The sequence below is a fragment of the Actinomycetospora sp. genome, from assembly GCF_055612215.1.
The window spans coordinates 1-12,222 of record NZ_JBVPVA010000859.1 but is presented as its reverse complement, the minus strand read 5'-3'; the positions used below and the strand labels follow the sequence as shown (position 1 = coordinate 12,222).

13 protein-coding genes and 1 pseudogene are annotated in these 12,222 nt (G+C 73.2%); 6 read left to right on the top strand and 8 right to left on the bottom strand.

Going from position 1 to position 12,222, the window contains the following annotated elements; translation table 11 throughout:
- The coding region (locus tag AC0CYZ_RS23455; protein ID WP_472219808.1) for a thiamine pyrophosphate-dependent enzyme at nucleotides 1–621 on the top strand (621 nt) is incomplete at its 5' end.
- Here the strand turns inward: AC0CYZ_RS23455 and AC0CYZ_RS23450 are convergent.
- The 4 genes from AC0CYZ_RS23450 to AC0CYZ_RS23435 are packed head-to-tail and all read right to left on the bottom strand — an operon-like array spanning nucleotide 622 to nucleotide 4,968.
- Nucleotides 622–2,937 carry a bifunctional salicylyl-CoA 5-hydroxylase/oxidoreductase gene (locus AC0CYZ_RS23450; protein ID WP_472219806.1) on the bottom strand — a complete coding sequence of 772 codons (2,316 nt, stop codon included), beginning with the start codon at nucleotides 2,935–2,937 and terminating at the stop codon, nucleotides 622–624.
- A gap of 2 nt (nucleotides 2,938–2,939) precedes the next feature.
- Nucleotides 2,940–3,143: a hypothetical protein gene (locus AC0CYZ_RS23445; RefSeq protein WP_472219804.1), complete on the bottom strand. Its 204-nt coding sequence runs from the start codon at nucleotides 3,141–3,143 to the stop codon at nucleotides 2,940–2,942.
- Nucleotides 3,140–4,501, bottom strand: coding sequence for a phenylacetate--CoA ligase family protein (locus AC0CYZ_RS23440; protein WP_472219803.1), 1,362 nt, complete (start codon nucleotides 4,499–4,501; stop codon nucleotides 3,140–3,142). The genes AC0CYZ_RS23445 and AC0CYZ_RS23440 overlap by 4 nt, the downstream gene beginning before the upstream one ends.
- The gene (locus AC0CYZ_RS23435) at nucleotides 4,498–4,968 is read right to left on the bottom strand and encodes a cupin domain-containing protein (RefSeq protein ID WP_472219801.1); all 471 of its coding nucleotides are present in this window, start codon (nucleotides 4,966–4,968) and stop codon (nucleotides 4,498–4,500) included. Before AC0CYZ_RS23435 ends, AC0CYZ_RS23440 begins: the two co-directional genes overlap by 4 nt.
- 101 nt (nucleotides 4,969–5,069) lie before the next feature.
- Between AC0CYZ_RS23435 and AC0CYZ_RS23430 the strand changes: the two genes are divergently transcribed.
- Nucleotides 5,070–5,459: a RidA family protein gene (locus tag AC0CYZ_RS23430; protein WP_472219799.1), complete on the top strand. Its 390-nt coding sequence runs from the start codon at nucleotides 5,070–5,072 to the stop codon at nucleotides 5,457–5,459.
- Nucleotides 5,460–5,733: 274 nt separating this feature from the next.
- On the opposite strand, the pseudogene AC0CYZ_RS23425 reads toward AC0CYZ_RS23430, so the two are convergent.
- The 4 genes and pseudogenes from AC0CYZ_RS23425 to AC0CYZ_RS23410 form a co-directional block, all read right to left on the bottom strand.
- A pseudogene (locus AC0CYZ_RS23425) lies at nucleotides 5,734–5,847 on the bottom strand (DUF4383 domain-containing protein); the annotation flags it as partial.
- Nucleotides 5,848–5,934: 87 nt separating this feature from the next.
- Entirely contained in the window at nucleotides 5,935–6,798 is an 864-nt protein-coding gene (locus tag AC0CYZ_RS23420) for a PaaX family transcriptional regulator (protein WP_472219797.1), read from the bottom strand.
- Nucleotides 6,799–7,064: 266 nt separating this feature from the next.
- Complete coding sequence (locus AC0CYZ_RS23415; RefSeq protein WP_472219795.1) at nucleotides 7,065–8,216, bottom strand: acyl-CoA dehydrogenase family protein; 1,152 nt, start codon at nucleotides 8,214–8,216, stop codon at nucleotides 7,065–7,067.
- 32 nt (nucleotides 8,217–8,248) lie between these two features.
- A complete protein-coding gene (locus AC0CYZ_RS23410) occupies nucleotides 8,249–9,364 on the bottom strand; it encodes an NDMA-dependent alcohol dehydrogenase (protein ID WP_472219793.1) in 1,116 nt (371 codons plus the stop codon).
- A 95-nt stretch (nucleotides 9,365–9,459) separates the two neighbouring features.
- Between AC0CYZ_RS23410 and AC0CYZ_RS23405 the strand changes: the two genes are divergently transcribed.
- The 4 genes from AC0CYZ_RS23405 to AC0CYZ_RS23390 all read left to right on the top strand — a co-directional run bounded on the left by AC0CYZ_RS23405 (nucleotide 9,460) and on the right by AC0CYZ_RS23390 (nucleotide 11,931).
- Complete coding sequence (locus tag AC0CYZ_RS23405; RefSeq protein ID WP_472219791.1) at nucleotides 9,460–10,155, top strand: GntR family transcriptional regulator; 696 nt, start codon at nucleotides 9,460–9,462, stop codon at nucleotides 10,153–10,155.
- Nucleotides 10,156–10,240: 85 nt separating this feature from the next.
- Nucleotides 10,241–10,570, top strand: coding sequence for a TetR-like C-terminal domain-containing protein (locus AC0CYZ_RS23400; RefSeq protein ID WP_472219789.1), 330 nt, complete (start codon nucleotides 10,241–10,243; stop codon nucleotides 10,568–10,570).
- 148 nt (nucleotides 10,571–10,718) lie between these two features.
- A complete protein-coding gene (locus AC0CYZ_RS23395; RefSeq protein ID WP_472219787.1) occupies nucleotides 10,719–11,156 on the top strand; it encodes an ATP-binding protein in 438 nt (145 codons plus the stop codon).
- A 118-nt stretch (nucleotides 11,157–11,274) separates the two neighbouring features.
- The gene (locus tag AC0CYZ_RS23390) at nucleotides 11,275–11,931 is read left to right on the top strand and encodes a LysR substrate-binding domain-containing protein (RefSeq protein ID WP_472219786.1); all 657 of its coding nucleotides are present in this window, start codon (nucleotides 11,275–11,277) and stop codon (nucleotides 11,929–11,931) included.
- Nucleotides 11,932–12,222 lie beyond the last annotated feature (291 nt).

Sequence of the window (12,222 nt, the reverse complement as noted above, 5' to 3'; positions counted from 1 at the left end):
GAGCGCCTGCGCACCGACGTGCGTCACGCCGCGCCGGCACCCGTCGTCGGGAGCGAGCGGATCGACCCGCGGACGCTGTCGGCCGCGCTCGACGAGCTCCTTCCGGCCGAGCGCACCGTCGCCGTCGACTCCGGCAACTTCATGGGCTACCCGTCGGCCTACCTGCGGGTCCCCGACGAGGCCGGGTTCTGCTTCACCCAGGGGTTCCAGGCCATCGGGCTGGGCCTGGCGACGGCGATCGGGGCGGGGTTGGCCCGGCCCGACCGCCTGCCCGTCGCGGCGTGCGGCGACGGCGGGTTCCTCATGGGGATCAGCGAGCTGGAGACCGCGGTCCGGCTGGGGCTGGGCCTCGTCGTCGTGGTCTACGACGACGCCGGGTACGGCGCCGAGTTCCACCACTTCACCGGCGCCGACCACGGCACCGTCCGCTTCCCCGACGTCGACCTCGCCGCGATCGCGCGCGGCTACGGGTGCGACGCGGCCGTGGTCCGGTCGACCGCGGACCTCGACGTCGTCGGGACGTGGTCGGCCGGTCCCCGCGACCGGCCGCTGCTGCTCGACGCCAAGGTGACCGCCGAGAGCCCGTCCTGGTGGCTGGCCGAGGCCTTCAAGGGGCACTGATCACGGGGTCTGTGCCCGACGTCGGGCCGAGAGACCGGAGCGGTACTGCTTCGGGACGGGCATCCCCCGGTAGTCCTGGTCGAGCGCGGCGTTCCAGGTCCAGTAGGGGTCGACCAGGTGCGGGCGGGCGATCGCGCACAGGTCCGCGCGTCCCGACGCGACGATCGTGTTCGCGTCCTCCACCGAGGCGACCGCGCCCACGGTGATCGTCGGGATGCCGGTCTCCTGACGGATCCGGTCGGCGAACGGGGTCTGGAAGAGCCGCCCGTACTTCGGCGTGGCGTCGGTGGAGGTCTGGCCGGTCGATACGTCGACGACGTCGGCGCCGTGCGCGGCGAGCAGGCGGGCCAGCTCGACCGCGTCGTCGCCGCAGAACCCGGCGCCCTCCACCCAGTCGGTGGCGCTGATGCGCACGCTGACGGGCCGGTCCGCCGGCCACACCGCGCGCACCGCGTCGAGGATCTCGAGGCCGAGGCGTGCCCGGTTCTCCAGCGGCCCGCCGTAGCCGTCGGTCCGCCGGTTCGACAGCGGGGACAGGAACGACGAGACGAGGTAGCCGTGGGCGTAGTGCAGCTCGAGCAGGTCGAACCCGGCCTCCGCCGCGCGCCGGGCGGTGTCGACGTGGGCGCCGACCACGGCGTCGATGTCGTGCTGCGTCATCTCTCGCGGCACGGGGGAGTCGGAGCGGTAGGGGATCGGCGACGGTGCGAGGACCTCCCAGCCGCCCTCGGGCAGCGGGTCGTCGATGCCCTCCCACATGACCTTCGTCGACCCCTTGCGCCCGGCGTGGCCGATCTGGGCGCCGATCAGCGCCGGGGTCTCGCGGTGGACGAAGTCGACGACGCGGCGCCACGCCTGCGTCTGCTCGTCGTTCCACAGCCCCGGGCAGCCGGGCGTGATCCGCCCCTCCGGGCTCACGCACGTCATCTCCGTCATCACCAGCCCCGCCCCGCCGACGGCGCGGGAGCCCAGGTGCACGAGGTGCCAGTCGCCCGGGACCCCGTCGACGGCCGAGTACTGCGCCATCGGGGAGACGACGATGCGGTTGGCGAACGTCCGGTCGCGCAGCCGGAACGGGTGGAACATCGGCGGGGTGCCGTCGGCGACCTCGAGGCCCTGCGCGCGCGTCTGCGCGGCGAGCCACGCGTCGAGGCGCCCGACGTACTCGGCGTCCCGGAGCCGCAGGTTGTCGTAGGTGACCCGCTGGGAGCGGGTGAGCAGCTGGAACACGAACTGCTCCGGGGCGAGGTGGCGGTAGCGCGCCAGGCCCTCGAACCACTCCAGGCTGGTCTGCGCCGAGCGCTGCAGCGAGGCGACCACCGGCTTGCGCTCCTCCGCGTAGGCCTTCAGGGCGGCGTCGACGTCGCCCTCGCGGTCGAGGGCCCCGGCGAGCGCGATCGCGTCCTCGAGGGCGAGCTTGGTGCCCGAGCCGATCGAGAAGTGGGCGGTGTGGGCGGCGTCGCCGACCAGCACGACCGGGGCGGCGGGGGAGGACCCGGTGCCGGCGCTCCAGTGCTCGTTGCGCATCACCGTGAAGGACAGCCAGCCCGAGTTGTTGCCGATGAGCGGATGGCCGTCCAGGTGCTCGGCGAAGACCTCCTCGCAGAACCGCATCGAGGCCTCGTCGTTCTCGCCCGGCCGCCGCTCGACCCCGGCGTACACGTCGAGTCCGGCGCGGCGCCAGGTCGTCTCGTCGGTCTCGACGATGAAGGTCGAGCGCGTGGCGTCGAACGGGTAGACGTGCGCCCAGAACAGGCCGTGGCGGGTCTCGACGATGAGGAACGTGAAGCAGTCGAACGGGCGCTCGGTGGCGAACCACGCGTACTTCGCGGTGCGTCCCTCCCGGCTCGGCACGACCTGGTCGGCCAGCGCCTCGCGGGTGCGGCTGTGGACGCCGTCGGCGGCGAGGACGAGGTCGTGGGTCGCCCGCAGCTCGGCCAGCGGCGGCGCGTCGGTGGAGTAGCGGACGTCGACGCCGAGCTCTGTCGCACGCTCGCCGAGGATCTGCAGCAGCCGGGTGCGCTCCAGCGCGGCGAACGCGTGCCCGTCGGAGCGCTCCACCGTGCCGAGGAAGTCGACGTCGATCGCGCTCCAGTGCCGGAACTCGGCCTCGATGCGCTCGATCGAGACGGGGTCGGCGTCGGCGATGTTCTGCAGCGTCTCCTCGGAGAACACCACGCCGAAGCCGAAGGTGTCGTCCGCGGCGTTGCGCTCGTAGACGGTGATCTCGCGTCCGGGGTCGGAGCGCTTGGCCAGGATCGCGGTGAACAGCCCACCCGGCCCGGCCCCGATCGAGGCGATCTTCTGGGCGGGCATCGTCAGACTCCGTCGTCGAGGAGGTGCTCGTAGCGCAGCCCGAGGTCGGTCACCACGACCCCGAGGTGGGCGAGGGCGGCGCGGACCCCCGAGGCGGCGCAGGGTGCGAGGTCGTCGGACACGAGCAGCGCGCGCAGGGAGTCGTAGGCTCCGAGGAGCGCGGTCTCGGAGGCCGTCAGCTCGGTGCCCCACAGGTCGGTGCTCATGCGGGCTCCCGGACGCCGAGGGCGGCGCGCTGCTGGCCGGCGCGCAGGTCGGTGAGGCGTGTGGCCTTGAGCTCGAAGCGCGGGAGCTCGTCGGGCGCGGCGCGGCGCAGCAGGAAGCGCAGTCCCTCGTGGGCGTCGGCGAGCGCCCGGCCGAGGTCGGCGGCGAGCGTGCTCCACCCCTCGGCGGACAGCGTCGGGGCGCACTCGACGAGCAGGATCACCTCGTCGCGGCCGTCGAGGTGCTCGAGGCGGATCTGGAACTCCTCGATGCCGGCGAAGCCGCGGATGATCGCCTCGACCGCCCCGGGGTAGACGTTGGTGCCGCGCACGAGCTTCATGTCGTCGACGCGGCCGATGATCCCGCCCCGGTAGAGGTCGAAGGTGCGCCCGTTGCCGGCGGTCGCGGCGGGGACCTTCACGACGAGGTCCGCGGTCCGGTAGCGCAGCAGCGGGGTGGTGGAGCGGCCGAACGAGGTGCACACCCGCTCGCCGCGCTCGCCGTACGGCACCTCGCGGCCGGTGAGCGGGTCGACGACCTCCTCGATGAAGTGGTCCTCGATGACGTGGCAGCCCCCGGGCTGGTTGCCGGGCTCGAACATGACGATCGTCGACACCTCGGTCATCCCCGCGGTGTCGATCGCCCTGGCGCCCCACAGCCGCTCGATCAGCGCCTTGGTCTCCGGGATGGAGCCCGCGGGCTCGCCGGAGAGGATCAGGGTGTGGACGGACCCGCCCGGCAGGTCCACCCCCATCGCCGCGGCCTCCTGGGCGAGGCGCAGCGCGTAGGTGGGCGTGGACGCGACGACCGTGGCGCCGAAGTCCACGATCTGGCGGACCCGGTTCGGGGTGGTCTGCGCGCCGCCGGGAACGGTGAGGGCACCGAGCTTCTCGAGCGCGTAGTGCAGGCCCCAGAACCCGATGAAGGACCCGTAGCCGAACGCGACGTACCCGACGTCGTGCGGGCGGACCCCCGCGGCCCACAGCGCGTAGCACCACATCTCCGCCGCCCACGACCAGTCCTTGCGGCTGTCGAGTGCGCGGAGCGGAGTGCGTCCGGAGGTCCCCGACGTGGTGTGGACGCGGATCGCCCGCTCCGGCCCGACGACGGGCAGCTCGCCGTAGGGCGGGTGCGCGTGCTGGCTCGCCATCCACTCCTCGCGGGTGAGGAACGGGATGCGCGCCAGGTCGTCCCACGTGCGCAGCCGCTCCGGGTCGACGTCGGCGAGGGTGCGCGCGTAGTGGGGGCTGCCCGCCTTCGCCCGGGCGACGAGGTGGCGCAGCTTCGCGAGCTGGAGCTCGCGCAGCTGCTCGCGGGGCAGCGTCTCGGTCTTCGGGTTCCAGAAGGGGCGGTCGGTCACGGCCGGCCTCCCGTCGCTCGCCGCGCGAACCCGGCGAGGGTCGCGTCGGGAACGTCGTCGAGGTTCACGACGATGTTGTCGGGCGTGCGGGTGGTGACCCACACCAGCTCCGTCGTCGTCGACATGTTGACCTCGACGTGCGGCAGGTACGGCGGGACGAACACGAAGTCGCCCTCGCCCATGTCGACGTGGTCGGCGTAGTCCTCGCCGAAGTAGATGCGCGCCCGGCCGGAGAGGACCATCCCGCCGGTCTCGGCCTCGCCGTGGTGGTGGGGCACCGACCGGAACCCCGGCTCGTTGCGGACCTTGCCGAACCACAACCGCGTCGCGGGGGTGTGCTGGGGGGAGACGCCGGCGATGCGGCTGGCCCCCGCGGACTGTCCGGTCGCGGCCGACTCGGTCCCGAGCCGGGTCACCACGGGGACGAGGCCGGTGGTCGGTGCGGGGCCGGCTTCGAAGCCGTTCACGGCTCCTCCTTCGCGCCGCCGGGAGGCCTCGTAGCGAAATCTTTACGGCGGTCAAGAAAGCACACTAACCTCGGGGTCCACGCCGCACCAGGAGGACTTTCGTGTCGATCTCGCTCATCAATCCGGACTCGCTCGCGGCGCCGTCGGGCTTCACGCACGCGGTGCGGAGCGGGGACACCGTGTGGCTCGCCGGGCAGACGGCGCTGGACGCGGACGGGCGGATCGTGCCGGGCGGCATCGTCGAGCAGTTCCGGCAGGCGCTCACCAACGTGACGACGGCGCTGCGGGCGGCCGGGGGAGACCCGGGGACGTTCCTGTCGGTGACGATCTACCTGACCGACATCCCCGGCTACCAGGCGCAGGGCAAGGAGATCGGGCGTGTGTGGCGCGAGCTGGTCGGGACCGACTACCCGGCGATGACGGGGGTGGGTGTGACGAGCCTGTGGCAGCCCGAGGCGCTCGTGGAGATCCAGGCGGTGGCGGCCCTCTGACGGTGTGCCCTGAGTGCGAGCGAAGCGTCGACGCTTGCAGCCAGTGGCAGTAAAGCCCCGTCGTCGAGGCCGCCACCGCGGTGGACCGGACATCAGGCGCGGGCGCCACGCCGGCCGAGGGCCGCGCCGAGCCCGACCATGCCGAGCGCCAGCACGAGGTGCAGGACGTTGTCGGCGGAGTCGAGCGGCACGAAGTTCGCCGGCCGCCCATCGGGATGACCATCCCGTAGACGAACAGGACGAGGTAGACGATGCCGCCGACGAGCAGGTACGAGCGCGCGCCGTTGAAGCTGCGGGCGGCGAGGAGCCCGACCACCCCGAACAGCAGGTGGGCGATGTTGTGCAGCACGGAGACGGTGAAGATGCCGAGCAGCGCGGCGCCCGGCATGGGGCCCGCGAAGGTGAGCTGGTCGTCGTAAGACGGAGTCCGCCGACGCCCCCGATCCGGTCACATCACGGCCGCGGGCGCGGTCCCTCAGTCCCGGACGACCGCCCGGACGTGCCGGGCGGCGGGCTCCGCCAGCACGGCGCGGAACCGCTCGAACAGCTCCTCGGCGCGCACCCCGATCCAGTCGGCCGGTAGCGCCTGCAACGGCAGGCCCGGGTCGAGGTAGGGCAGGCGCCGCCAGGCGGTGACCGCGGGGACGTAGTCGGCGAAGGCGCGGGCGTCGTCGGAACCCGCCTCGGCCAGGTCGGCGTCCTCCCAGCGGGCCGCGACCGCCTCGAACCGGCGGAGGTAGTCGGCGTAGGTGGTCTCCAGGGCGTCGAGGTCCCACCACGACGCGATCGTCTCCCGCGGGGTGCTCGCCGAGAGGTGCGTGGCGCGGAAGACGTCGGTGAAGCCGCGCAGCCCGGCCCGGTCGAGGGCCCCGAGCACGGCGCCGTCGAGATGGGCCGGCGCGACCCAGGTGCCGGGGCCGATCGTGCCCAGGCCGAGCCGGGTCAGCGTCGACCGGAGCTGGTGGCGCTTGTCGCGCTCGGACTCGGGCACCGAGAAGACCACGAGCAGCCAGCCCTCGTCGGCGTCCGCCCGGCGGCGTCCGTAGATGCGGTCGTCGCCCTCGGCGAGGATCTCGAGGGCCTCCGACGAGGCCCGGTAGCCCGCCGTGCGGCCGTCCTTCTCGGCGTCGAGCCAGGCGCGCTTCTTCAATCGGAAGATCGCCGAACGGGTGGCCTGCTCGTCCACCCCGAGGTCACCCATGAGGCGGACGATGGTCGCCACCGACAGCCATCCGCCCAGGTCACGGGCGTAGAGACCGAACAGCGACACGATCAGGGCGCGGGGGGCCGCCGGGCTCTCGGCAGTCGCCGAGTCGTCGCGCACCTCCGCCAGGCTCACCGCTCCAGGCTAACGACCTCGCGCCCGGCGCCCGTGCCGCGGCCGGTGTGGCTGGGCAAGATCACGACTTCGGTGGCGCGTCGTCCGGAATCCCGGGTACGTCGCCACCGAGGTCGTGATCATGCCTGCGGCGGGCCGTCGTCCTCGTAGGGCATGGCCCCCAGGGAACCGGTCCCACGCCCGTCCGCCAACCGTTGAGCCGCGCGCCCGGGACGTGACGGATCCAGGGTCGCGCCGACCGGTCCGGGTCGGCCCCCGTATCCCGCCTAGAGCCCGCCGCGCTGCACGAGCTGGCGGACGATGACGTTGCGCTGGATCTCGTTGGTGCCCTCGCCGACGATCATCAGCGGGGCGTCGCGGAAGTAGCGCTCGACGTCGAACTCGGTGGAGTAGCCGTACCCGCCGTGCACCCGGATCGCGCTCAGCGCGACCTCCATCGCGGTCTCGGAGCAGAAGAGCTTGGCCATCCCGGCCTCCATGTCGGAGCGGTCGCCGGAGTCGTAGGCCTGCGCGGCGTGCATCAGCAGGGTGCGCGCGGCGGTCACCTTGGTGGCCATGTCGGCGAGGAGATTGCCCACCGACTGGTGCTTCCAGATCGGGACGCCGAAGCTCTCGCGGTCCTGGGCGTAGCGCACCGAGTCGTCCAGCGCGGCGCGCGCGACGCCGGTGGCCCGCGCGGCGACCTGGATGCGGCCGATCTCGAGGCCGCGCATCATCTGCGCGAAGCCCTCGCCCTCGACCCCGCCGAGCACGGCGTCGGGCCCGACGCGGGCGTCGGTGAAGGACAGTTCGCAGCTCTCGACGCCCTTGTAGCCCAGCTTGGGCAGGTCCTTGGAGACCTCGAAGCCGGGCACCTTCTCCACCAGCAGCACACTGATCCCGCGGTGGACCGGTTCCGCCGTCGGATCGGTCTTGCACAGGAGGGCGACCAGGTCGGAGCGCCGGGCGTTGGTGATCCAGGTCTTGGTGCCGTTGATGACGTAGCCGTCGTCGTCACGCACGGCCACCGTGCGCATGGCCTGCAGGTCCGAGCCGCCGCCGGGCTCGGTGAGCGCCATCGTCGCGCGGAGCTCGCCGGTGGCCATGCGGGGCAGGTAGCGCTGCTTCTGCTCCTCGGTGCCGTAGGTCAGCAGGAGCTTCGCGACGACCGTGTGGCCGCCCATCGAGCCGGCCAGGCTCATCCACCCGCGGGCGAGCTCCTCGGTGACCAGGGCGTAGCACGGCGCGGAGACCTGCAGGTCGCCGTAGGGCTCGGGGATCGCGAGCCCGAAGACGCCCATCTCCTTCATCTGCTCGATGAGCTTCTCGGGGTAGGTGTTGGCGTGCTCGAGCTCCTGGGCCTGCGGGCGCACCTCGCGGTCGACGAACTCGCGGACGGTGTCGACGATGGCCTGCTCGTCGGCGTCGAGGGTGAACATGTGCGGGCTCCTGTCGTCGGGCCGTGGTCAGGTCAGCCGTGGTCGTGGACGACGACACCGCGGATGTTGCGTCCGGCGAGGAGGTCCTCGTAGCCCGCGTTGATGTCCTCGAGACGGTAGGTGCGGGTGACGAGTTCGTCGAGGCGCAGGTCGCCCGAGCGGTAGAGCCCGAGCAGCCGCGGAATGTCGGTGGTCGGGTTGCAGTCGCCGAAGAGGCTGCCCCGGATCGTCTTCTTGAACAGCGTGGCCACCGTCGCGGAGACCGAGAGGGTGTTCTCGGCGATGCCGCCCATCGCGGTGAGGACCAGCGTGCCGGACTTTCCGGTGGCGTCGAAGGCGTGCCCGACGACGTCGGCGTCGATCGTGCCGACCGTGACGATCACCCGGGCGGCGCCGACCCCGCGGGTCAGCTCGTAGGACAGCCGGTGGGCCTCCTCGGGGGTGGCCGCGGCGTGGGTGGCGCCGAGCCGGAGCGCCGTGTCGCGCTTGAGCTCCACGGGGTCGACGGCCACCACGTACTGGGCGCCCGCGTGGCGGGCGGCCTGCACGGCGTTGATGCCGATCCCGCCCACGCCGTAGACGAGCACGGTGTCTCCGGGCCGCACGTCGGCGGCGTTGACGGCCGAGCCCCAGCCGGTCGGCACCCCGCAGCCGACGAGGACGGCGCTCTGCAGGGGGAGATCGGGGTCGATGCGGACGGCCGAGGTCTCGTGGATCACGCCGTGGCCGGCGAAGGTGCCGAGCATGCACATGGCGCCGTAGCGGCCGCGCGACCCGCTGATGGGCCACCGCTTGCCGGGGAGGTGGCCGCGCATGATCGCGGCACCCATGTCGCAGATTGCCTGCTGGCCGGTCGCGCACCAGTGGCACCGTCCGCAGCTGGGGATGAAGGAGCAGACGACGTGGTCGCCCGGGGCGACCCGGGTGACGCCCGGCCCGACGTCCTCGACCACACCGGCGCCCTCGTGACCGAGCACCATGGGCAGCCAGCCCTCGATGTCGCCCTGGACGACGTGCAGGTCGGAGTGGCACAGCCCGGCGTGGGTGAACCGCACGAGCACCTCGCCGGCGGCGGGGCCGTCGAGCTCGATCTCCTCGATCTCGATGGGGCGCCCGACCTCGTGGACGACGGCGGCGGTGGTCCTCATCCGGTTCCTCCTCGTCCCCAAAAACTATAGAGAAGTCCGCGCCGGACCGATGTGTCCCGGAGAGCGTGGCTACGAGACGTCAGTATTCTATACAGATGGAGCACGGTGAGTCGACGCGTCGCCAGCGCCTCGGTCCGCAGGTGGCCGTCCGCATCCGCGACCGCATCATGACCGGGGTCGACGCCCCGGGTGACCGGCTCCGGGCCGAGCACCTCGCCGAGCAGTTCGGGATCAGCGCGACACCGGTCCGCGAAGCGCTGATGTCCCTGGCCGGGGAGGGGCTGGTCGACTTCGACCCCGGGCGCGGGTTCCGGGTGGCCGCGATGACCCGCCAGGACGTGCTCGACCTCTTCGACACCCAGGCCTACATCTCCGGCGAGCTGGCGGCGCGCGCGGCGACCCGGCTCGGGGACGACGACCTGGTGCGCCTGCGTGCGCTGCAGGAGTCGCTGGTGTCGTCGATCTCGACCGACGACCTCGGCGCGACCGAGCGGGTCGACTTCGAGCTCCACCGGCTCATCAACCGCGCCGCGGCGTCCCCGAAGCTGGCCCGGCTGCTCGGGGTCACGTTGACGTACGTGCCGTTCGGGTCCTACGACGCCGTCCCCGGGTGGCCCGAGGCCGCCCGCGACGACCACGTCCCGCTCCTGCGCGGCCTCGAGCACCGCAGCCCCCGCACCGCCCGGGACGCGATGACCGCCCACATCCGCAACGCCGGTGACCTCCTGGTCGGTCTGCTCGCCGCACGGGGTGTGCTCGTCGGCGACGCCGAGCCGGATCGCCGGCCGTGACCGTGACCCGCCACGTGCGGGCGCCCGGGCCGGGGTCGCCCGGCTACGCGGCGAGGGTGGTGTCCAGCCAGTCGAAGGTGCGCTGGTGCCACAGCGCGACGGCGCCCTCGTGGCAGTGCTCGCCGCCGCCCTCGTCCTCGCGGAAGGTGATCAGGGTCTTCGGGCAGGTCAGCTCCGCGTCGCCGTGCCCCGGCGGGCCGCGGCGGGTGCGGTGCTCGGGGCGGCGGTCGACCGCGGGGAGCTCCCCGCCGAGCTGGACACCGAGCTGGCCCTGGATCTGCTCGTCGCGCCGCTGGTCTTCCGGATGCTGATCATGGACGGCGACAGTGGGGACGACTACCTCGACACCCTGACGGGCGCGGTCGAAGCAGCTCTGAAGGCCGCCGCCCCTCCGGGTGGCCGGACGCGACCGTGAGTACTCGGCCACACCGCTCGGGGCGCGAGGGTCCGGATCGACGGCAGCGGGTAGCCCGTTCCTGATGACGCGCTGTGGTTCGACCGACACCGGGGAGTCAGAGTCCGGTGACCGACCCGGCGCTCCGGCGACCGAGGGACCGTCGTGCGTGTGCTGGCCAGAGGCCGAGCACGCGAGGACGGGATGGCTCCACGAGAAGCTGCTCGCCGAGCCGCGCACGGTGGGCCTGTTGCGGCAGAAGATGCGCTCCTGGGCCCGGGACCACGAACTCGACGAGGAACTCGCCGAGTCCATCGTCCTCATCGTCGACGAGGCCGTCTCCAACGCCGTCGAGCACGCCTGCCCGGGGTGGCAGTGCCACGTGGAGCTCGTCGCGGGGCCCCGGGCCTGCGGCGGCGGTGTGGCCGTGGTCGTGGCGGACGACGGCGCGTGGCAGGACGCGACCGCGCCCGGCTTCCGCGGTCGCGGCGTCACGCTGATCGGGCGGCTCTCCGACCGCAGCACCATCGAGGCCGGTGAGCGGGGCACGACGGTCCGGATGTGCTGGCCGGTCGAGCGCGCGGCGGCGGGCTCGGACCGCGACTGACCGCCGCGCCCTCCACGAGGGCGCGGGAGGCGCGGTCCACCGGCCCGCGCGTCCCGACGGGTGCGGGTGGGTACGTCCGGGGCCCGACGCGAGACGCCGACCCCGAGGAGGACCTCCCATGACCTCGCCGGACGACCCGTACGCCGACGCCACCGCCGTGGCCGTGGCGGCGAGCAGCATCCCGGGCGAGTTCCTCGTGCCTGACCTCGTCGAGGCGTTCGCCACCGAGCACCCGGAGTTCGTCGTCGACACCGTCGTCACCGACTCGGCGGGCGTGTTCACCGCCCTGCGGGACGGGAGCGCCGAGGTCGGGTTCGCGGGTGCCGAGCCCGACGGGGACGACCTCGACGCGGAGGTCGTCGCCGCCGACGAGATCGTGCTCGCGGTGCCGCGTGGCCACGCGCTCGACGGGGCGGGCGCCGTGACCGTCGCGCAGCTCGCGTCGACACCGCTGGTCGAGCGCGAGGAGGGCTCCGGCACGCGGCGGTCCTTCACCGACGCCCTGGCCGAGCGGGGCACGCCGTTGATCAGCGATCAGCAGTGGACGATCCGCGACTCGAACGAGGGCGTGATCGAGGCGGTGGCCGCCGGCGAGGGGGTCGGCGTCGTCAGCTCGTGGGCGCTGGAGCGCCACGCCCGCGCCGGGGTCCGCGAGGTCCGGCTCGAGGGCGACCCGATCGAGCGCTGCCTCTACCTGGTGCTGCGCCGCGACGACGACCTGGCGCCCGCGGCGACGACGTTCGTCGCCCTGGTCCGCGAGCAGACGCAGCTCTGACCGGGCCGGGGTCCCGTCGCGAGCTGAGCCCGGTCGGCGACCCCCCGGGTCGATCGTGTCCCGATCGTGATCTTCTGGGTCGGTCGAGCTCGCTGTTCCCGCCCGTGACTGTCGGGGGGTCGAACTAGTGTTCGATCCATGACGACGGCAGCGGGTCACGGCCCGGGCGAGGGCGACGTTCCCGGCGCGCCCGAGCCGACCGACGCCGACGACCCGTCGGGGCTGCCGGGGCAGTGGGTCGACGCCGGGATGAGCCGGCAGTTCGCCGCGGCGAACACCGCGGCGTGGCGG

Bases quoted from the DNA above. Each gene is read 5' to 3' on its own strand.
- AC0CYZ_RS23450 (WP_472219806.1), bottom strand. From the start codon at position 2,937: ATGCCCGCCCAGAAGATCGCCTCGATCGGGGCCGGGCCGGGTGGGCTG.
- AC0CYZ_RS23445 (WP_472219804.1), bottom strand. From the start codon at position 3,143: ATGAGCACCGACCTGTGGGGCACCGAGCTGACGGCCTCCGAGACCGCG.
- AC0CYZ_RS23415 (WP_472219795.1), bottom strand. From the start codon at position 8,216: ATGTTCACCCTCGACGCCGACGAGCAGGCCATCGTCGACACCGTCCGC.
- AC0CYZ_RS23410 (WP_472219793.1), bottom strand. From the start codon at position 9,364: ATGAGGACCACCGCCGCCGTCGTCCACGAGGTCGGGCGCCCCATCGAG.
- AC0CYZ_RS23405 (WP_472219791.1), top strand. From the start codon at position 9,460: ATGGAGCACGGTGAGTCGACGCGTCGCCAGCGCCTCGGTCCGCAGGTG.
- AC0CYZ_RS23390 (WP_472219786.1), top strand. From the start codon at position 11,275: ATGACCTCGCCGGACGACCCGTACGCCGACGCCACCGCCGTGGCCGTG.